The organism is Nonlabens ulvanivorans (genome assembly GCF_000732625.1).
Classification (GTDB): Bacteria; Bacteroidota; Bacteroidia; order Flavobacteriales; family Flavobacteriaceae; genus Nonlabens; species Nonlabens ulvanivorans.
Window position 1 is genome coordinate 1,352,598 of the sequence record NZ_JPJI01000032.1, and the last position, 20,445, is coordinate 1,373,042.

Here is a 20,445-nt window from a genome sequence, read left to right on the forward strand (position 1 = left end):
TTATTTAATTTTGTTAAACTATAGTTCACTCTTAGAAGAAAATCGAACAAGTAAATATTACTACATTTGCATTTTATTTGGGTATTATCATCTCAATAATTTTGTAACTATTTAAGATAAACTAATTGACAAAAAACACTAAGATATTAATCACTGGTGCAGCCGGTTTTATAGGCAGTAATTTAAGTGAATATTTTGTTGGTTCTGGGTATGACGTCATCGGATTGGATAACTTATCTACGGGTCATTTAAGTAATATCTCTCACTTACAAGAAAAGGATAACTTTCATTTCGTGGAAGGTGATATTAGAGATGTTGAAACTTGTAGCTCAGCAGTAATTGGTTGTGACTATGTACTTCATCAAGCGGCATTAGGTAGTGTTCCTCGTTCTATAAAAGACCCTATTACCTCGAATGATGTTAATGTAGGAGGTTTTTTAAACATGTTGATAGCATGTAAAGATGCAGGCGTGAAAAAGATGGTCTATGCAGCGAGTTCTTCTACTTATGGTGATTCCAAAGCATTACCTAAAGTTGAAGAGCATATTGGGAAACCATTGTCTCCTTACGCGATAACTAAATATGTGAATGAATTGTATGCTGATGTTTTTTATAAAACTTATGGCTTAAATACAATAGGTTTACGTTATTTCAATGTGTTTGGTCGTAAACAAGACCCTAATGGAGCTTATGCTGCTGTTATACCGTTGTTTACAAAACAATTAATGAACAAACAATCGCCGACTATTAATGGTGATGGAACTTATTCAAGAGATTTTACCTATATAGATAACGTCATTCAGGCTAATGAAAAAGCGATGCTTACAGACCATCCTGAAGCTGTAAATACCGTTTTTAATGTAGCTTATGGTGATCGTACGGATTTAAATCTTTTATTAGATTTATTAAAACAATCATTGTCTAAATATGATCCTGAAATTTTAAATGTAGATACGATTTACGGACCGCTTAGAGCAGGTGATGTACCTCATTCTTTAGCTTCAATTGATAAAGCAAAACGCCTCCTAACTTATAATCCGCAGTTTGATCTCAAAGCTGGTCTTGATGAAGCTGTAGATTGGTATTGGTCTAATTTATAAGAAATAATAACGCTTTCGCGAAAGCTTAATAACACTGACAATCTTCATCAAATATGAATAAGAAAATAACAATAATAGGTTTAGGTTATGTAGGTTTGCCGCTTGCACGACTATTTGCTACTAAATATAATGTAGTTGGTTTTGATATAAATAAATCACGAGTAGAAGAATTAAACACTGGTGTAGATAGCACTTTAGAGGTGGAGAATGACGTGTTAACTGCCGTATTGAAGACCTCTCAAAATGATGATGCTGGTTTATATTGCACTACTGAAAGTGAAGATATAGCAGACTCTAATGTTTACATAGTAACGGTACCTACACCAGTTGATAAAAATAATCGCCCTATTCTGACTCCTTTATATAAAGCTAGTGAGACAGTCGGTAGGGTATTAAAAAAAGGAGATATAGTGGTCTATGAGTCCACTGTGTATCCCGGCGCTACTGAAGAAGAATGTGTTCCTGTTTTAGAAAAGATTAGTGGGCTTACTTTTAATAAGGATTTTTATGTAGGCTATTCACCTGAACGTATCAATCCAGGAGATAAAAAGCATACGGTTGAAAAAATTCTTAAAGTGACCTCAGGTAGTACTCTTGAAATAGGTAAAGTTGTAGATCAACTTTATAATGATGTGATTACTGCTGGAACTCATTTAGCGCCTACCATAAAAGTTGCTGAGGCAGCAAAGGTGATCGAAAATTCACAGCGCGATATTAATATTGCTTTTGTAAATGAACTTGCAAAAATTTTCAATAGACTAGAAATTAATACAAGCGATGTACTCGCTGCGGCAAGCACAAAATGGAATTTTCTTCCTTTTTCCCCTGGCTTGGTAGGAGGACATTGTATAGGAGTTGATCCTTATTATTTAGCACAAAAGGCTCAAGAAGTAGGATATCACCCAGAAATTATACTGGCTGGTAGACGAATGAACGATGGGATGGGAAGTTATGTGGCTGGAGAGGTAGTTAAGTTGATGTTGTCAAAGGACATAACTGTTAAAAACTCAAACTTACTTATGTTAGGGATTACCTTTAAAGAAAACTGTCCTGATGTTAGAAATACTAAAGTTATTGATGTGGTGTCAAATTTAAAGGAATTTGGTATCAATGTGACCATATTTGATCCATTAGCAAATCCTGATGAAGTAGAACATGAGTATGGTGTGCGTAATCTAAGAGAGCTAGGTGATCAAAAATTTGATTCTGTTGTACTAGCTGTTTCTCATAAAGAATTTTTAGAATTAGATTTAAAATCTATTTCAGCAGATAAGGTAGCAATCTATGATGTGAAAGGAGTTCTTGGAGATAAAGCTGATAAAAGATTGTAAATGAAAGTGATAAAGAATATTTGCTGTATCGGAGCAGGGTATGTAGGTGGACCTACAATGACCATGATTGCTGCAAAATGCCCACATATAGAAGTTAATGTAGTTGATATCAATTCTGAAAGAATTGCTGCTTGGAACGATATAAATGTCGATAACATTCCTATATATGAACCTGGGTTATCTGAACTAGTAGCTGAAACTAGAGGGAGAAACTTGTTTTTTTCTACCGACGTAGATAAAGCTATACAAGCCGCAGATATGATTTTTATATCTGTTAATACACCTACTAAGACCTACGGAGTTGGTAAAGGTATGGCTGCAGATTTGAAGTATATCGAGTTATGTGCACGACAGATTGCTGCGGTGGCTACCACTGATAAAATTATTGTGGAGAAATCTACCCTACCGGTACGTACAGCTGAGGCTTTAAAAAGGATCTTAGATAATACAGGAAATGGAGTGAATTATGAAATTTTATCTAATCCTGAATTTCTTGCTGAAGGGACTGCCGTATCTGATTTGTTAAATCCTGATAGGGTTTTAATCGGTGGTGAAGAGACTGAAAGCGGAAGGTTAGCACAACAAGCATTAGTTGATGTGTATGCTAATTGGGTGCCAAAAGATCGTATACTTACTACTAATGTTTGGTCTTCTGAGTTATCTAAGCTAACTGCAAATGCCTTTTTAGCGCAAAGAGTGAGTAGTATCAATGCAATTTCTGAATTATGTGAGGTTACTGAAGCAGATGTTGATGAGGTTGCTCGAGCAATTGGAGCTGATAGCAGGATTGGTTCTAAATTCTTAAAAGCTTCTGTAGGCTTTGGTGGTTCTTGTTTCCAAAAAGATATTCTAAATTTAGTCTATATAGCACAATCCTATGGTCTTCATGAAGTAGCAGATTACTGGGAACAAGTAATTATCATGAACGATCATCAAAAAAGACGTTTTGCTAAGAAAATAGTAGAGACCTTATTCAATACGGTTTCTGGTAAAAAAATCGTGATTCTTGGTTGGGCATTTAAGAAGGATACAAACGATACAAGAGAGTCTGCTGCTATTTATGTAGTCGATTATCTTTTGAGTGAGCAGGCAGAGATAATAATATATGATCCTAAAGTAAGTGCTGAACGAATCTTTTCAGACCTTGAGTATCTGAATACTAGAACTAATAAAGAAAATAGAGAGTTAGTAACTGTAGTTGAAAATCCTATGTTAGCTTTTGCAGATTCCCATGCAGCGGTAGTGTTAACAGAGTGGGATGAATTTAAGAGTTATGACTGGAAACAGATTTATGCAGCTATGCTTAAACCTGCTTTCTTATTTGATGGTAGAATGTTACTAAATCACAATCAACTTGTTGATATTGGATTTCAAACTTTTACTATTGGTAAAGGCCAATAAATAACGTTATAATTGCATTGTGCTATCAAATGAAACTTTAAACAAATGAATATTCTTAATTTAATAGGGCGTGATTATCTTCTTTTCGAAAAAGATATCAAGCGTAATGAAAACGTTTTATCTCAGAGAGTTAGATCTAGCTCATTTCTTGTTCTCGGTGGAGCAGGCTCTATAGGTCAAGCTGTTGTAAAAGAAATATTTAAAAGAGATCCGCAAAAACTACATGTAGTTGATATTAGTGAGAATAATCTAGTAGAGCTCGTAAGAGATATTAGAAGTTCTTATGGTTATATCGATGGTGATTTTCAGACTTTTGCTTTAGATATCGGGAGTTTGGAATATGATGCTTTCATAAATTCTGATGGCAAATATGATTACGTGTTAAATTTGAGTGCATTAAAGCACGTAAGGAGTGAAAAAGATCCTTTCACGCTCATGCGTATGATTGATGTGAATATATTTAATACATACAAATCGATTCAACAATCAGTTCAAAAAGGTGTTAAAAAATACTTTTGCGTATCAACCGATAAAGCCGCTAACCCTGTAAATATGATGGGTGCCTCTAAACGTATCATGGAGATGTTCATTATGAAGTCTAGTCAACAAATGAACATTTCCACAGCAAGATTTGCGAATGTTGCATTTTCTGACGGATCCTTATTGCACGGATTTAATAAAAGAATAGAAAAACTGCAACCAATTGTAGCACCTACAGATGTAACGCGATATTTCGTTGTACCTCAAGAAGCAGGAGAGTTATGTCTGATGTCCTGCTTGTTAGGAGAAAATCGTGATATTTTCTTTCCAAATCTTGATCATGGTTTAGATTTAATATCTTTTGCAGATATAGCAGAAAATTATTTAAAGCAAAAAGGTTACGAGCCCCATATGTGTTCAACAGAACAAGAAGCTAGGGATTTAATGAACACGCTCCCTCAAAAAGGAAAATGGCCATGTTACTTTACGGTTTCAGACACTACTGGAGAAAAAGCATTTGAAGAGTTTTATACAAATAATGAGACTATAGACCTTGACCGTTTTGAAAATCTGGGTGTTATAAAAAATGAGTACATTCAAAATGATGATAAAATATCTCATTTTGAAGAGAAGATCAATGAAATGAAGAGCAATAGAGAATGGGAGAAATTTGAAATTGTAGATTTATTCAAACAGACTTTACCAAACTTTAATCATGAAGAAAAAGGTAAGTTTCTAGATAGTAAAATGTAATAAAATGAACAATTTTAATAATGTCATTGAGAAAATAAGAGAATTGTTTCATGAACCTAAAGAGTTTATACCACTACATATCCCTCATTTTTCTGGAAATGAAAAAAAATATGTTTCTGAGTGTATTGATTCAACTTTTGTTTCAAGTGTTGGTCAGTTTGTAAATGATTTTGAGAAATCTATTGCTGAGTTTACAGGAGCTAAGAGATGTGTGGTTTGTGTAAATGGAACTAATGCAATACACCTAGCTATGATCGCAAGTGGTGTAAAAGAAAATGAGGAGGTTATAACACAGCCTTTAACATTTATTGCTACGGTCAATGCAATTTCCTATGCTCATGCGGTTCCTGTTTTTGTAGATGTCGATAAGGATACAATGGGTATGTCTCCAAAGTCATTGAGGGTTTTTTTGGAGCAGAATACTGAAATTAAAGATGGAGTTTGTATAAATAAGCTATCAGGACGTAAAATTAGTGCGTGTTTACCTATGCATACTTTTGGCCACGCGGCTCGCATAGAAGAAATTAAAGAAATTTGTGATGAATATAATATCACTTTGATTGAAGATGCTGCAGAGGCTATGGGTAGTAGTTATAAAGGTAAACATTTGGGAACCTTTGGGTTGTTGGGAACTTTCAGTTTTAATGGTAATAAAACGATTACTACCGGTGGTGGTGGTGCTATTATCACAGATGACGAAAATCTTGCAGATAAATTAAAACACCTAAGTACGCAAGCTAAAATTCCGCATAAATGGCGTTATGAACATGATCAGGTAGGTTATAATTATAGAATGCCTAATATTAATGCGGCTTTAGGACTCGCACAAATGGAGAAATTAGAATATATTCTCAAACGAAAAAGACAACTTGCTCTCGAATACAATAACTTTTTTACATCTTTAGATATAGATGTTTTTGAGGAACGAGAAAGTGAAAACTGTAATTATTGGTTGAATGCTGTCATTTTAAAAAATCAAGAACAACAACAACTCTTTCTAACCGAGCTTAATGAAGCTGGTGTTATGTGTAGACCTATTTGGGAATTGATGACTAACATGGTAATGTTTAAGAATTGTCAAAAAACCAATCTAGATAATGCGACTTGGTTATCACATCGTGTTGTTAATATTCCTAGCAGTGTTGTTAAATAAAAGCATTTATATACTTGGTTATTCTGGACATGCTTATGTTATTCTAGATTCTTTAGCAAAACTCAATGTTAAAGTGCTAGGTTATTTTGATTTTGAACCGTGCAATTCTTTTGATAATTTTTATGATCTTGAGTATAAAGGAAATGAAAAACTCGTAGATCTTAATTTTATTGACGATTCAAGCTACGTATTTCCTTCTATTGGAGATAATTATATAAGGATAAAACTAGTTCAATTTATTGAAGAAAATAAACTTGCACAAACAAATATAATAGATCCACAAGCGATAGTATCTAATAGGGCCATCATAGAATCTAGTGTATATGTAGCTCCTGGCGCTATAATTAATAGCCGCGCTTTAATAAAAAAAGGATCTATAATAAATAGTGGAGCCACAATAGAACACGAGTGTGTGATAGGAGAATTTAGTCATATCGCTCCTAATTCAGTGTTAACTGGCAATGTGATAATTGGAAAAAACACCTTAGTAGGTGCTAATGCCGTGATTACACCAGGTGTTACAATAGGGAATAACGTAATAATTGGAGCGGGATCAGTTGTTACAAAGGATATACCAGATAATAGCAAATGGGTTGGAAACCCTTTAAGAATGTTATGAAAAAAATAATTATTATAGCTGAGGCTGGTGTGAACCACAATGGCGATATAGAAAAGGCAAAAGAACTCATTGATGCAGCAGCGGCAGCAAAAGTAGATTATGTCAAGTTCCAAACCTTCAAAGCAAATAAATTAGTTACTCAAAACTCTAAAAAAGCAGATTATCAGGTCGAGAATACCAACGATAATAGCAGTCAGTTTGATATGCTTAAGAAGCTTGAGTTAACTAGGCAAATGCACTTAGATTTAATTGTTCATTGTAAAAAAAAGAACGTAAAGTTCTTATCTACAGGATTTGATATTGAGAGTCTTCTTTTTCTTAAAGAAATAGGGATTGAACTAGCTAAAGTTCCTTCTGGTGAGCTAACCAACTTGCCTTATTTAAGAGCTATGGCTCAAAATTTTAAGAAAATTATTGTGAGCACAGGAATGGCTTCTATGGAAGAAGTAGAAGCAGCTGTAAACGTTATTCTTGAATGTGGTGTTTTAAAAGACAATATTACTGTTTTACATTGTAATACAGAGTACCCTACACCTATGAAGGATGTAAATTTACTTGCTATGTTAGATATCAAAAGAAAGTTAGGAATTGATATAGGTTATTCCGATCATACTTTGGGAATTGAGGTGCCAGTGGCGGCTACAGCTCTTGGTGCAACTGTTATTGAAAAGCACTTTACTTTAGATAGGACATTACCTGGTCCAGATCATCGAGCATCTTTAGAGCCTGATGAGCTTAAAAATATGGTTCAATCCATAAGAAATATAGAACTTGCAATAAGTGGTTCTGGCATAAAAGAGCCTTCACCATCAGAGTTGAAAAATAAGCCAGTTGCTAGAAAAAGTATTGTAGCATTAACGTCAATTAAAAAAGGTGAAGAACTTACCATACATAATATTGGCGTTAAAAGACCTGGTACAGGAATAAATCCTATGAAATGGGATGAAGTACTAGGGACTGCAGCACAACAGAACTTTAATGTAGATGAATTAATAGTACTATAATGAAAATAGCTGTAGCTACAGGAACAAGAGCAGATTTTGGTTTGCTTAGGCCTTTAATGCAAGAATTAAAAGATGATAGTTTCTTTAAATTATCTGTTTGGGCTACCGCTATGCATTTATCAGAACGATTCGGTTATACAATCGATGAAATTATAAAAGCAGGATTTGAAATTCATTATAGAATTCCTTGTCTTGAAGAAAATGATGATAGCATTGCTATAAGTAAAACCATCTCACGAGCTATAGATGGATTTGCAACAGTTATTGATAAGGAAAAGCCAGACTTTTTAATCATTTTAGGTGATAGAACAGAAATGCTAGGTGCTGCGATTGCTGCTACTGTTGCAACAATACCTATTATTCATATACATGGAGGAGAAACTACCATAGGAGCATATGATGAAAGTATAAGGCACAGCATTACTAAAATGAGCTATCTGCATTTTACTGCTGCAAGTGTTTATCGTAATAGAGTTATACAGCTAGGAGAGCATCCTAGTCGTGTGTTTAATGTAGGTGCTATAGGTATAGATTCTATTAAAAATTTACCTTTATTAAGTAAAGAAGAGCTAGAAGTTAATTTAAATTTTAAATTTAGAAAAAGAAATGTATTAATAACGTTTCATCCCGTTACCTTAGAATCATCAAGTGCTGAGGAGCAATTCACAGCGATTTTAAAAGCACTCGACGAACTTGAAGATACTTATTTAATTTTCACACATGCAAATTCAGATAAAAACGGTAAGGTTATCAATAATATGATAGAAGAGTATACCGTTTTAAATAGAGATAAATCATTAAGTGTTATATCTTTAGGTCAAGTAAGGTATTTCAGTATGCTTCAGTATGTAGACCTTGTTTTAGGAAATAGTTCAAGCGGTATTCTCGAAGTACCTTATTTCAATATACCTACCATTAACATAGGCGATCGTCAGACTGGTCGATTAATGTCACAAAGTGTGATACAGTGTTCAAATAAATATGAGGATATTCAAAAAGCTTTAAATTTAGGTTTAGATTCCGCTTTCGCGAAAGCGATACAAAAACAATCACTCATATATGGTAATGGCACCGCTACTCAACAAATCATAAAAATTTTAAAGAATTTTACAAAGGCATCATTAAAGAAACCATTTTACGACCTTCCAAAATAATAATTTATGGATTTGAATCAAATCACAATAGAGTCAAAAGCGACCATATTAGACGCGCTTAACAAGCTAAATCAAGTAAGGAAAGTGAGTAGACTCATTCTATTTGTTAAAAATGAGAATGCTAAAATTATAGGCTCAGTTACAGATGGAGATATAAGAAGATCACTAGCTCTCGATCAAGATCTTAATAAGTCTGTAGAAGAAGTATGTTTTAAGAATTTTGTGCACCATATTGAAAATGGAGATTTTATAGATCTTTCTGTTTATAGAGAACAAAATATTAAAATATTACCAGTTCTTAATAGTGATAAAACTTTATCTAGAATTTTAGATCTAGAAATCACTAAGTCTACTTTACCACTTGAGTGTATGATTATGGCTGGTGGAAGAGGAAAAAGATTAAGCCCATTAACAGATAGTATTCCTAAACCCATGTTACCACTAGGTGATAAGCCTATAATTGAGCATAACATAGATCGCTTGATAAGCTATGGGATTCAAAAAATTTACATATCAGTAAAGTATTTAGGAGAACAGTTGGAGGCTTATTTTGGCGATGGCTCTTCAAAGGGAATACAAATTGAATATATCTGGGAAGAGGAACCTCTGGGAACTGCAGGAGCTTTAAAACTGGTTGATAAATTTAATACAGACTATGTACTGTTAATGAATAGTGATTTGTTTACCAGCGTTAATTTTGAAGAGATGTATTTACTTTTACTTAAAGAAAATGCGGACATGGTAGTTGCCTCAACAGAGTATAAGGTTGATGTGCCTTACGCTGTTTTTGAAACTGATGGTAATAGGGTAAAAGCTTTCAAAGAAAAGCCTTCATACATTTATCAATCTAATGCCGGTATATATATCTTAAAAAAATCATTAATTGATCAAATGACTAAAAATAAGTATTGTGATATTACTGATGTGATGGAGAAACTTGTCCAAGATGGAGGAAAACTAGTATATGATCCTATTTTAGGATTTTGGATAGATATAGGTAAACCGTCAGATTATAAACAAGCTCAAGAATTTATAAAGCATTTTAAGTAAATTATAAATTTAAATAACTTAGAGACTAAATATGAATATATTAATTACTTTGTGCGCAAGAGGTGGTTCTAAGGGAATTCCTGATAAAAATATAAAATTGATGGTAGGTAGACCCTTAATTCATTACTCTTTAAAAATAGCACACAATTTTGCTAACAAACATAAGGCAGATATAATTTTGTCAACAGATTCTGATAGGATAAAGAATAAAGTTGTTAGCTTTGGTCTAGATAATATTGACTTAAGTTATTCAAGGCCAGATTTTCTGGCAACGGATAATGCTGGCAAAATTGATGTCATCGTAGATGTCAAAAATTATGCTGAGCGAACTCAAAATAAATTATATGATTATGTAATAGATTTAGATGTAACATCGCCTTTAAGAACTCTTGAAGATTTGGAAAAAGCATTGTCATTATTAAAAGATTCAAATGCTCATAACATTTTTTCAGTTAATGTGGCTGAAAGAAATCCTTATTTTAACATGGTGGAGAAAAATCAAGATGGATACTATGGGTTGTCTAAGCAAGCTAATTACTCCACTAGACAGTCAGCCCCTCAAGTTTATGATATGAACGCATCATTTTATATTTATTCAAAATCATTTTTCGACAATAAATGTAAATCAGCTATAACTGACCGGAGTTTAATATTTCAAATGAATCATATTTGTTTTGATTTAGATCACCCTAAGGATTTTGATTACATGGAATACTTGTTGTCTAATGATAAATTAGATTTTAAACTAGATTAATGCGAGTATTAATAATAGGGTTAGGTTCTATAGCTAAAAAGCACATTACTGCTTTGAGAACAATTGATTCTTCAGTTGAAATATATGCGTTAAAAAGATCTGAATCTGAAGAAAAAGATGGGATAAAGAACATCTATTCTTTGACCGATATTCTAGAATTATCACTTCAATTTATTATTATTTCTAATCCTACAAATATTCATTTTAAGACACTTAAAGATTTATATCATTACAAAATACCTTTGTTTATAGAAAAACCTTTGTTTAGCACAAAGGGAATTGAAGAGAAAAAATTGGTTCAGTTAATAGATGATAATAATTCAACATATGTTGCTTGTAATTTGCGATTTCATAAAGGGATAAATAAAATAAGAGAATTACTTAATGACTGTCGTATTGAAGAAGTAAATAGTTATTGTGGCTCATATTTGCCTGATTGGAGACCTGGAGTTGATCTCAAGAATGTATACAGTGCTAATAAAGAACAAGGTGGTGGTGTACATATAGATTTAATACATGAGTTGGATTATATTTATTGGATTTTTGGATTGCCTATTAGTAAAAAGTGTTTTTTTAGTAATAATTCTTCTCTAAATATCACGGCATATGATTACGCTAATTATCTATTTAATTATGATAGTTTTAATGTCAATATCGTTTTGAACTATTATAGAAGAGATGCTAAAAGAACCTTTGAAGTTATAACAAGTAATGGGACTTATTTATTGAATTTACTTGAAAACAAAATTCTATTTAATAATGAAGTTATATATTCGGAAGATCAAGAAATAATGGATATGTATGTAGATCAAATGAATTTCTTTATTAAAAATGCGTTATCAAAAAAAAATACTTTTAATACAATCCAAGAAGGATATAAAGTTTTAGACCTATGCTTTTAAATAATAAAATAATTGTTATTACTGGAGGAGCTGGTTTATTAGGGGCTGACTTTTGTCAGAAGATCGTTGAAAACGGTGGTATAGCAATAATGGCAGAGTATGACATTGAACATGCGATAGAAGTGAAAAATAAAATAGCTAGTGATAGGTTATTTGTGGAGGAGATAAACATAACTTCTAAAAACTCTATTCAAGAATTGATTAATAAATTACATTCAAGACATGGTAGAATAGATGCTTTAGTTAATAGTGCATATCCCAGAAATAAAAATTATGGTAAACATTTCTTTGATGTAGATTATTCAGATTTCTGCGATAATTTAGGTATGAATTTAGGTGGCTACTTTTTATCATCACAATTATTTTCAAAATATTTTTATAAGCAAGGTAATGGTAATATTGTGAATATTTCTTCAATATACGGAGTAGTAGCACCAAGATTTGAGGTGTATGATAATACGGCCATGACTATGCCCGTAGAATATGCAGCGATAAAATCTGGTCTTATTCACTTAACAAAATACATGGCAAAATATTTTAAAGGTAAAAATATTAGAGTCAATTCTATTTCTTTAGGTGGTTTAGTTGATGGGCAACCTACTGAATTTTTAACTTCATATAAACAGTTCTGTTTAAATAAAGGGATGCTGGATGCAAAGGATATATCAGGAACTTTATTGTTTTTATTATCTGAATTATCAGAGTATATTAATGGTCAGAATGTAATAATTGATGATGGATTTACTCTTTAGGTTTTTCAATTACTTATTTATTTGTTTTGAAAATTATTTTATTAGAATATATGATAGAATCTGTAGAATTTTTGTTTTAACAATTATGTTGTTTATGAGTCCTTCTTGCGGGACAGTCGATATACAATCTCCGCTTAAAGGCTCTTCTAGAGCCACTGCTTATCACGATAGTGATAAAATGGTTAATACAAAGGATTACTTATTTGTGACATACCTTCAACATAGAATAGGAGATGAGCTTGTAATTGTCAGAAGGTATAATAAGTCTTCCAAGACATGGGATCAAACATCTACTTTGGGTGTTGCAAAAGATGATCACGGAGGTGGCGCGCTAGTTATAGATTCTCAAGGTTATCTTCATATTGTTTATGGATCGCATAATTCACCTTTATATTATAAAAAATCTCAATCAGCATATGATGTTAACTCATGGTCTACACCTCTTGAGATTTCAGGTAACTTAACGTATCCTAGTTTAGTGATTAATAAAAATGATGATTTGTTCCTAGCGGCTCGTAATGATATTATAGGAGGTTCTTGGTCTGTCAGATTATTTAAAAAATCTAGTCTAAGTAAATCATGGGACAAAGGAAAGGATATAATTACTTCTGATTATTTGAAATGGAAAAAAGCCTATGGAAAAAGCTCAATGTTTGTTTCAAATGGATATGCTAGATTTGGTAAATACCTGTCTGTAAATCATAAAAATGAATTACATCTTACCTTTCATTACTTTGAATACGTTCCGAAGAAGATTAAAACCTTTGCAAATAATAAAGTAAATTCCAGTACTCATTTTGTATCACATACATTTTCAAAAGATCTTGGACACTCGTGGTCTAAGGAAAATGGTGACTTTAGTATAGAGCCCATAAGTTTAAAAGATATCTCGATTATAAGCGGTAATAATGATCCTTCTAAAGTGGATTGCAACTACAGTGCAGGGCAGCATTTTTATAAGGATGGTAAGATTTATCTCTTTTTTAGTAAACATTATGGAATCGAGACTACCTTGCATCTTGCATCTTCATCGTTTCCGTACAAATTTTGGGAAGAAATAGAGATATTGAACGACGATTACTATTTAAGAGCTCCTGTGGCTGCGTCGCAAGGAACAAGAACAATATTTGCTGTGAATGCGATTCCTAAAGATGTTTATGTAAATGGACGTCCACCAGCAAATTTGCCTTTAAAATCTAAGATTATCATAGGCGAATTAGATTTAACTTCTTTAAATGTAAAATGGAATGATAATAATATGGTTGTTAATCCTAGCTGGTTACCGCAATTATCAAATGAGTATAAAGGTGATATATGGTATATGGTAACTCAAGGAGCTAGAGAATCTAATGATACTAATGTTATCATAAATAAAGTCAAGTGATTAAAGATAAAATAGAGGCACATCATAACGTTCTTGGAGTATCATGGAATAAGGCGCACTTATGGCCACTATTCAAACCCTATCTATATAATAGTATTAATACGTATAGTTCTGTTGCTCCTAGTAAAAATTTAGGACTGTTAAAACGTGTTTTTAGTAAGTTTTTAATCAGTGTAAAATCGATAATAAAAATAAAAAAAACCGAAGCCTTTATACTATCTAATAGTAATCGTAGGATTACAATAAATGGGCAATCTTTTGCTCGTATCTCACAAGGTGTTTATGACCATTTTAATGGGAAAGCTGTTTTTATAGAGAGCAATATTAATGTTGCCCATGATGATGTAGAAAGAGGAACTAATTTCATTAATGAAACACTTATACTACCCTTACAAGCTCTTTTGATATTATGGTTTAAATTGATTCAACCTAAGTTTCAAGGTAAATCAATTCTTGTTGATATTCTTAATGAATATAAAGTGAATGTAAATATCGATTTTAGATTTTATAAATTTTTAGCAAGATACTATACCTTTAAGTGGTTACTTAGAATACATAAACCAGAATATGTTTTTGTAGAATGTTATTATGATTATTGCGGGTATATAAAGGCTTGTAAAGATCAAAATGTGCAAGTTATTGAATTGCAGCATGGAATGATTGCAGAAAGTCATAGGTCTTATAACTATAGCGTTTCCGTAAACAATCATTTGTTACCTGATAAATTGTTGACTTTTGGCTTTCGCGAAAGCGAACTCTATAACAATGCAGATGTTAACTTTATAGATAAAGAATGTGTTCTACCTACTGGTTTTTATTTGTTTGATTTATTTAGAAAAGGAGAGGTTCAATCTCCTGAAGAATTATCAATGGTAATAAATGCTGACAGACCTAGTTTTATCATCTCTGGACAGGACTTGATAGAGGAGAAATCCATTCCCTTTATCAATCAACTAGCCATGTTGAGACAAGATTGCGATTTTATTTATGTCCCTAGGACTAAGACAACCAGCTATGAAACACTTTTTACTCAACCAAATATTAAAGTAGTAAACAAATTCCCTATTTATCAGGTTATTAACGCCACTACAGCACATATTACGGCATTTTCTACTACAGCACTAGAATCTCTTGCTATGGGAAAAGTAAATGTGTTTATGAATATTGACGGTTTAAGTGAGAAACATTTTGAGAATTATTTAAGCTTTAAAGGTGTTTATATGATCAATTCTCCAGATGATTTTACTTTACAAATGACAGATCAATTTAAAAACCATAAACCAGAAGAATTAAGTGATCTTATGAAGGAAGAGTATCTTTCTAATTACTTAACTAACTTGAATAATCACTTGACTAGTAATTAATAGTATGATATTAAAGTTAATTAATTTGATTAAGGGTAAACTCTTCCAGAGTCTGGGAATGTATACTCTTGTAAATTTTATAAATAGTGCGATTCCATTTTTGCTATTACCTATTCTTACTAGTAATTTAAGTGAGGCCGAGTATGGTATAGTGGATATATTCAATAATTTATCATTTATATTCATTCCTATTATAGGGTTAAATATAGTGTCGTGTGTTCTTAGATTTTACTATGATGACAATATAGATTTTAATAAATTTTTATCAACTGTAACTACAACTTTGTTAATTTGTGGTACTATAATTATACTAGCAGTAGCATCATTTATTTATTCTACAGATGTTGATATAATTAATGAAGAAATACCAAATAGTGTACTATTATTAGCCTTGTTATTTGCTTTCTCTAGTCAGATAATAGAAATAATACTAGGAATTTTTAGGGCGACAGAACGCCCTTTGAACTATGGGTTTGTAAGAATTGTAAAAACAGGCTTAGATTTATCTTTATCTATTTATTGTGTAGTTGTTTTAAAATTAGGTTGGGAAGGAAGAATCTATCCTGCGGTCGGTGTAGGACTACTAATTGCATTATTAATTTTACTCTACTTATTCCATGCATATAATGTTAGACTTGTTATTAAAAAAGATTATTTAAGAATAGCTTTTAAATACAGTACTCCACTTATTTTTCATAGTCTTGCAGGTTATATTATTAGCTTTTCTGACCGCTTTATAATTCTTGAATTTATGAGCGCTGAGGATGTAGGACTGTATGCAGTGGCATATCAGGTTGGTATGATAATGTCTTTTGTTAATAATAGTTTTAATCAAGCCTGGACACCTTATGTGTTTTCAATTCTAAAAGGTGGAGACTTGGCTAAAATAAAGCAGCTTTCTAAATTTAATTACTTTTATTTTTTATTAATGATTGTATTGGCGCTAAGTATTTTCCTTATGGTGCCATTGATTTATGAATGGTTTATTGATGGGAAATTTGAAGTGGACTATCAAATTGTATTCTGGGTTTTACTAGGCTATGCATTCAATGGGATGTATAAAGTTTTAGTAAATTACTTATTCTACTATAAAAGAACAAGTAGTCTAGCTATCATAACTGTTAGTGCCGCAGTTTGTAATATTGTTTTTTGTATATTATTAGTTCCAAGAATTGGAATATTAGGAGCTTCTATAAGTACTACAATAGCATTCTTTCTTATGTTTGCATTAGTTTACGTTTATTACTTGAAAAGTTATAAAATTCAAAAGATTAAATAACATTTCAAACCCTTCAAGGGAATATGTATGAATTAGAGAATTTTAAAGACTATTATGGAGAAGATTAAATTGGTTATTTGGGATTTAGACGAGACTTTTTGGAATGGAACTCTTTCGGAAGAAGGAATCCAACCTATCGAGAGTAATATTTCTTTAATTAAGGAATTATGTGATCGTGGAATAATGAATAGTATTGTGTCCAAGAATGATTTTGAGCAGGCAAAAGAAAAGTTAATTGAGTTGGGTGTTTGGGATTATTTTGTTTTTCCAGTAATTGGATGGAAACCTAAAGGGCCAGCAATAGTTGATATTATAAATAGGAGTCAATTAAGGGCGCCAAATGTTCTTTTTATTGATGACAATCATGGAAATTTAGAAGAAGCAAAATACTATAGCAAAACTTTGCATGTAATGGAGCCTTCTGGTATAAGTTCTATTCTTAGCCATAATGCTTTTAAAGGAAAAGACGATAGGATTCATTCGAGACTAAGTCAATATAAAGTACTAGAGAAAAAATTTGAATCTAGTTTATCTTATGATGATAATTTGAATTTTTTAGCGGATTCAAAGATTGTTATTGAAAAAATATCTGGTAATGATTTATTTAGTTATGTTGATAGGATTCATGAGTTGTTAGAAAGAACAAATCAACTGAATTTCACAAAGATTCGTTCATCTAAAGAAGAAATTTTAAATTTAATTGAAGACGATAATTTTCACACTATGTTGATAAAGGTTTCAGATAAATTTGGAGATTATGGAGTTGCTGGAATAGTGTCCTTGAATCTTCAGAAGAACGAACTGAGGCACTTTACTTTTTCATGTAGAATTCTTAATCTTGGTGTAGATCAATTTCTTTACGCATCTCTAGGATTTCCTAAAATCAATATTGTACCAGAGGTTGCAGTTACTTTAGATAACTCTCATCCTGATTGGATTTCTGAGGTAGAAAAACATTCAAAGCCAAATATCGAAAATAAAAAAGATAGTGAATTGATTTTCTTTAAAGGTGGATGTGATTTGGGACAGATGACTTTTTATTTAAAGAATAAAGGGTTTCGTTTTGTAGAGGAGACAAATTATGTCTCTGCAAACAATTTTCCGATACATCAAGAGCATTCACAAGTTTTGCTCGATTCAAAATTACTCTCAGAAGAAAATAAATTGTATTTCCAATCTAGTGATTTTATACCGTTTGTTGATAGTCAGTTTTATGACTCAGATTTTTTTAGTCGGAAATACAGTGCCGTCGTTTATAGTGTTCTGATGGATTATACAAATGACTTATATATTCATAAGAAAACTGGTTCTAAGTTACCATTTGGAGGATATTATAGACGCTGGACTGATGAAGAGAATGATAATGAGATAATACAAACTTATCAAAAGATGAATATTCCTATAACGAAAAAGCAGTTATTGGATTTTAGAAGAGAATTTGAATTTTACGGTCCAATTTCACCTTTAGAGTTTAAAAGTAACCTATTGAAAATTCGAGAATTTGTCGATGACCATACCAAGCTAATATTTGTCAATGGAGCTGAAGTTGAGCCACCTAATAATATAGAGAAAAATGCGCTAAGTCGGCATAAAATTATGAATGCCGCCTTGGATGAATTTATTGAGAACACGAAAAATACTTATCTGTTAGATGTTAGGAATATTGTGACTAGTTCGGATCAATTATCAAATAATATTAGGCATTATAAAAGAGAGGCTTACCAAAACTTATCTGGTGATTTATTGCAGCTACTAAATTCAATTCTAGATATAAATGTGAATGAAAATATTGATTATTTATCGGTTCTTAAAAGCAAAGTTATTTCTAATAAAGTTTTGAGAATTATATATAGAAAAATTAAAAAAGTAGGGGTTTAACAATTTGTATATTATCCGGAAATTGAAGTTTCTATTAATACACGATTTAATTCTCATTGTTGCTTTTTTTGCGGTAATATTTGATTACCTTTCTAGATTGAAAAAATGTTAATACAAAATACAAATTTTATAATCTTTTGCACCTTAAGTCTATGTCTGATCTGGATGTGGTCATTGATTTTTAAGAACAAGGGTTCGAAATTATTATTATTTTATAATCTTTTTTTTACTCTTTCTTTTTATACACCAGCTTTATATTATTTTTTAGGTTTTTCTGTTTACAGTCATGCATTTACAGCTCAAGCATTAGATATATTTTGTACAATAGGTATTATATTTTCATTGGTTACGATAATTTGGATGAAAACACGGTTAAACTCAAACAGATATTGGTTTTTTAATTTTTTTACACATCTTAAAAGTAAGGCTCTTTTCAAGAGTTTTAATATTAGAATCTATTTTGTTCTTGGCACTTGTTTAATGTTATTTTATTTAATCTTTTTTTTTAATAAATTAACTGTAGTAAACATCTTTAGCGCTGAGGAAGGAGAGTTGGTAGAAAGACTAGATACCTCCGGAAGTATTCCTTTTTATATAACTTTTAGTTCTCTTTTTATAATACTATTTCCAACTATATTTTTTTTCTTTTACACTAAAGAAAAAAATAGATTTTACAAGCTTATATTTTTTATTCTAACGGTTTTTGCAATTGGTAGCGGAGGTAATAGAGGTATATTGACCTATTTCTTTATTTTCTTTATATTCTTTTTTTCAAAGAAAATTTTTAATTTTTGGAAAATAGGATTAGGATCATTCGTACTGATTACTTATTATCTTTTCTCTAAAGGTGTTGATTTCTCAGACACTGATAATTTAGGATTAGCAATAGAATCTCCATTCAGAAGGTTTTTTGTAACACAACCAGTTGGATTTATCGCCCGTATACAAATGCATCTTGACAATAGTTTTGATGTAAATTCTACTTATAGTATAAAACAACAAGTATTTTCAAAAATATACCAAGCACCGCTTGGTACAGGTAGTCATCCTTCCCATTTTGTATCATCGATTCTTGTTGAATATGGTTACTTGCCAATGTTTCTGTCTTTTTTGATTTTTAATATTTTTTTATTAGAATTAATAAAAACATGCGATAATATTTTGAATGACCGAATTTATGGATTCGTTACTTGGAATATATTTATTTTTATGTTCTTAACTTTTAATTCAGACCTTTCGGTTGCAAACATATTGAGATTCTCTTTTATATTTTTAAATTTAATTATTTTATATTTCTTTACACGTAATGAACAAAGAATTTAAAGTTTCAATCATAACTCCAGTTTATAATGCTTCTCGATTTCTTGAAGAAACGGCTGGTTGTGTTCTAGCGCAAACACTACAAGAATGGGAATGGATTCTTGTAGATGATCAATCTAAAGACAATTCTAGAGAGATTATGGAGAGGCTAGCAAAAAAAGATGATCGCATAAAAATCTTTTTCTTTGATAAAAATCAAGGCTCAGGACCAGCTCGTAATAAGGCAATTCAAGAAGCTCAAGGGAAATACATCGCTTTTTTAGATAGTGACGATTTTTGGTCACCAGATAAGTTGAAGAAGCACGTCGATTTTATGGTAGAACATAATGCAGTTTTCTCTCATACCTCATACGGTTTTACAAACGAGCAAGGAGAAGTAATAAGAGAAACTTATCATGTTAGCGATGTGCCTGTTACTTATTCTATGTTACTTAAAAAGACTGAAATTAGCTGTTTGACAGCTATGTATGATCAAGAAAGGATAGGTAAATACTTTATGCCAGATCTAAGACGTAAACAGGACTATGCTTTATGGTTAAGTATTTTAAAAGATGGTCATCATTCTATACCACTAGATGAAGAACTTGCTATGTACCGTCAGGTATCCGGATCTGCTACAAATAATAAGTTCAAACTTATTATTAAACACCTCAAGTTTCTCATGGAAGTAGAAAAATTATCTTTTTTCAAATCCTTGTACTATTCATTTCATTGGGGAATTAATGGTTTAAAAAAATATTATTTCTAAAGGTCGATATACTCCATGC

Annotated in this window: 18 protein-coding genes; all 18 read left to right on the forward strand. The window is 31.6% G+C overall.

The genetic code is table 11. The features are described 5' to 3' along the window. Window positions 1–125 precede the first annotated feature (125 nt). The 18 genes from IL45_RS13155 (at window position 126) to IL45_RS13240 (ending at window position 20,426) form a co-directional block, all read left to right on the forward strand. Window positions 126–1,100, forward strand: a complete 975-nt coding sequence (locus IL45_RS13155) for an SDR family oxidoreductase (protein ID WP_036584741.1) — start codon at window positions 126–128, stop codon at window positions 1,098–1,100. Window positions 1,101–1,153: 53 nt separating this feature from the next. Then, window positions 1,154–2,431, forward strand: coding sequence for a nucleotide sugar dehydrogenase (locus tag IL45_RS13160; protein ID WP_036584743.1), 1,278 nt, complete (start codon window positions 1,154–1,156; stop codon window positions 2,429–2,431). Then, entirely contained in the window at window positions 2,432–3,832 is a 1,401-nt protein-coding gene (locus tag IL45_RS13165; protein ID WP_036584745.1) for a UDP-glucose 6-dehydrogenase, read from the forward strand. A 45-nt stretch (window positions 3,833–3,877) separates the two neighbouring features. Continuing rightward, the gene (locus IL45_RS13170) at window positions 3,878–5,065 is read left to right on the forward strand and encodes a UDP-N-acetylglucosamine 4,6-dehydratase (protein ID WP_036584747.1); all 1,188 of its coding nucleotides are present in this window, start codon (window positions 3,878–3,880) and stop codon (window positions 5,063–5,065) included. A gap of 4 nt (window positions 5,066–5,069) precedes the next feature. After that, window positions 5,070–6,218: a LegC family aminotransferase gene (locus IL45_RS13175; protein ID WP_036584749.1), complete on the forward strand. Its 1,149-nt coding sequence runs from the start codon at window positions 5,070–5,072 to the stop codon at window positions 6,216–6,218. Further along, window positions 6,205–6,837: an acetyltransferase gene (locus tag IL45_RS13180; RefSeq protein ID WP_170062961.1), complete on the forward strand. Its 633-nt coding sequence runs from the start codon at window positions 6,205–6,207 to the stop codon at window positions 6,835–6,837. Before IL45_RS13175 ends, IL45_RS13180 begins: the two co-directional genes overlap by 14 nt. Then, on the forward strand, window positions 6,834–7,841 hold the full coding sequence (gene neuB, locus IL45_RS13185) for an N-acetylneuraminate synthase (RefSeq protein ID WP_036584753.1): 1,008 nt from the start codon (window positions 6,834–6,836) through the stop codon (window positions 7,839–7,841). The genes IL45_RS13180 and neuB overlap by 4 nt, the downstream gene beginning before the upstream one ends. After that, a complete protein-coding gene (neuC, locus tag IL45_RS13190; RefSeq protein WP_051788733.1) occupies window positions 7,841–8,995 on the forward strand; it encodes a UDP-N-acetylglucosamine 2-epimerase in 1,155 nt (384 codons plus the stop codon). The genes neuB and neuC overlap by 1 nt, the downstream gene beginning before the upstream one ends. Window positions 8,996–9,001: 6 nt before the next feature. Continuing rightward, window positions 9,002–10,045 (forward strand): nucleotidyltransferase family protein, encoded by a 1,044-nt coding sequence (locus IL45_RS13195; protein WP_036584756.1) that lies wholly within the window; start codon window positions 9,002–9,004, stop codon window positions 10,043–10,045. 31 nt (window positions 10,046–10,076) lie between these two features. Further along, window positions 10,077–10,799 carry an acylneuraminate cytidylyltransferase family protein gene (locus IL45_RS13200; RefSeq protein ID WP_036584758.1) on the forward strand — a complete coding sequence of 241 codons (723 nt, stop codon included), beginning with the start codon at window positions 10,077–10,079 and terminating at the stop codon, window positions 10,797–10,799. Next, window positions 10,799–11,701, forward strand: coding sequence for a Gfo/Idh/MocA family protein (locus IL45_RS13205; protein WP_036584760.1), 903 nt, complete (start codon window positions 10,799–10,801; stop codon window positions 11,699–11,701). Before IL45_RS13200 ends, IL45_RS13205 begins: the two co-directional genes overlap by 1 nt. After that, window positions 11,692–12,453, forward strand: coding sequence for an oxidoreductase (locus IL45_RS13210; protein WP_036584762.1), 762 nt, complete (start codon window positions 11,692–11,694; stop codon window positions 12,451–12,453). The genes IL45_RS13205 and IL45_RS13210 overlap by 10 nt, the downstream gene beginning before the upstream one ends. Window positions 12,454–12,547: 94 nt before the next feature. Beyond that, the gene (locus IL45_RS13215) at window positions 12,548–13,837 is read left to right on the forward strand and encodes a BNR-4 repeat-containing protein (protein WP_036584764.1); all 1,290 of its coding nucleotides are present in this window, start codon (window positions 12,548–12,550) and stop codon (window positions 13,835–13,837) included. Next, complete coding sequence (locus IL45_RS13220; protein WP_036584766.1) at window positions 13,834–15,201, forward strand: hypothetical protein; 1,368 nt, start codon at window positions 13,834–13,836, stop codon at window positions 15,199–15,201. The genes IL45_RS13215 and IL45_RS13220 overlap by 4 nt, the downstream gene beginning before the upstream one ends. Window positions 15,202–15,259: 58 nt before the next feature. After that, window positions 15,260–16,480, forward strand: a complete 1,221-nt coding sequence (locus IL45_RS13225) for a lipopolysaccharide biosynthesis protein (RefSeq protein ID WP_036584768.1) — start codon at window positions 15,260–15,262, stop codon at window positions 16,478–16,480. A gap of 54 nt (window positions 16,481–16,534) precedes the next feature. After that, a complete protein-coding gene (locus IL45_RS13230; RefSeq protein ID WP_051788734.1) occupies window positions 16,535–18,358 on the forward strand; it encodes an HAD-IIIC family phosphatase in 1,824 nt (607 codons plus the stop codon). Between the two features lie 165 nt (window positions 18,359–18,523). Continuing rightward, a complete protein-coding gene (locus IL45_RS13235) occupies window positions 18,524–19,681 on the forward strand; it encodes a hypothetical protein (protein WP_036584770.1) in 1,158 nt (385 codons plus the stop codon). Further along, on the forward strand, window positions 19,665–20,426 hold the full coding sequence (locus IL45_RS13240; RefSeq protein WP_036584772.1) for a glycosyltransferase family 2 protein: 762 nt from the start codon (window positions 19,665–19,667) through the stop codon (window positions 20,424–20,426). Before IL45_RS13235 ends, IL45_RS13240 begins: the two co-directional genes overlap by 17 nt. Window positions 20,427–20,445: the final 19 nt, after the last annotated feature.

Excerpts from the sequence above, each read along its gene's own strand:
- IL45_RS13160 (WP_036584743.1), top strand. The coding sequence starts at position 1,154 with ATGAATAAGAAAATAACAATAATAGGTTTAGGTTATGTAGGTTTGCCG.
- IL45_RS13165 (WP_036584745.1), top strand. The coding sequence starts at position 2,432 with ATGAAAGTGATAAAGAATATTTGCTGTATCGGAGCAGGGTATGTAGGT.
- IL45_RS13170 (WP_036584747.1), top strand. The coding sequence starts at position 3,878 with ATGAATATTCTTAATTTAATAGGGCGTGATTATCTTCTTTTCGAAAAA.
- IL45_RS13175 (WP_036584749.1), top strand. The coding sequence starts at position 5,070 with ATGAACAATTTTAATAATGTCATTGAGAAAATAAGAGAATTGTTTCAT.
- neuB (WP_036584753.1), top strand. The coding sequence starts at position 6,834 with ATGAAAAAAATAATTATTATAGCTGAGGCTGGTGTGAACCACAATGGC.
- neuC (WP_051788733.1), top strand. The coding sequence starts at position 7,841 with ATGAAAATAGCTGTAGCTACAGGAACAAGAGCAGATTTTGGTTTGCTT.
- IL45_RS13195 (WP_036584756.1), top strand. The coding sequence starts at position 9,002 with ATGGATTTGAATCAAATCACAATAGAGTCAAAAGCGACCATATTAGAC.
- IL45_RS13200 (WP_036584758.1), top strand. The coding sequence starts at position 10,077 with ATGAATATATTAATTACTTTGTGCGCAAGAGGTGGTTCTAAGGGAATT.
- IL45_RS13205 (WP_036584760.1), top strand. The coding sequence starts at position 10,799 with ATGCGAGTATTAATAATAGGGTTAGGTTCTATAGCTAAAAAGCACATT.
- IL45_RS13210 (WP_036584762.1), top strand. The coding sequence starts at position 11,692 with ATGCTTTTAAATAATAAAATAATTGTTATTACTGGAGGAGCTGGTTTA.
- IL45_RS13215 (WP_036584764.1), top strand. The coding sequence starts at position 12,548 with ATGAGTCCTTCTTGCGGGACAGTCGATATACAATCTCCGCTTAAAGGC.
- IL45_RS13225 (WP_036584768.1), top strand. The coding sequence starts at position 15,260 with ATGTATACTCTTGTAAATTTTATAAATAGTGCGATTCCATTTTTGCTA.
- IL45_RS13230 (WP_051788734.1), top strand. The coding sequence starts at position 16,535 with ATGGAGAAGATTAAATTGGTTATTTGGGATTTAGACGAGACTTTTTGG.
- IL45_RS13235 (WP_036584770.1), top strand. The coding sequence starts at position 18,524 with ATGTGGTCATTGATTTTTAAGAACAAGGGTTCGAAATTATTATTATTT.
- IL45_RS13240 (WP_036584772.1), top strand. The coding sequence starts at position 19,665 with ATGAACAAAGAATTTAAAGTTTCAATCATAACTCCAGTTTATAATGCT.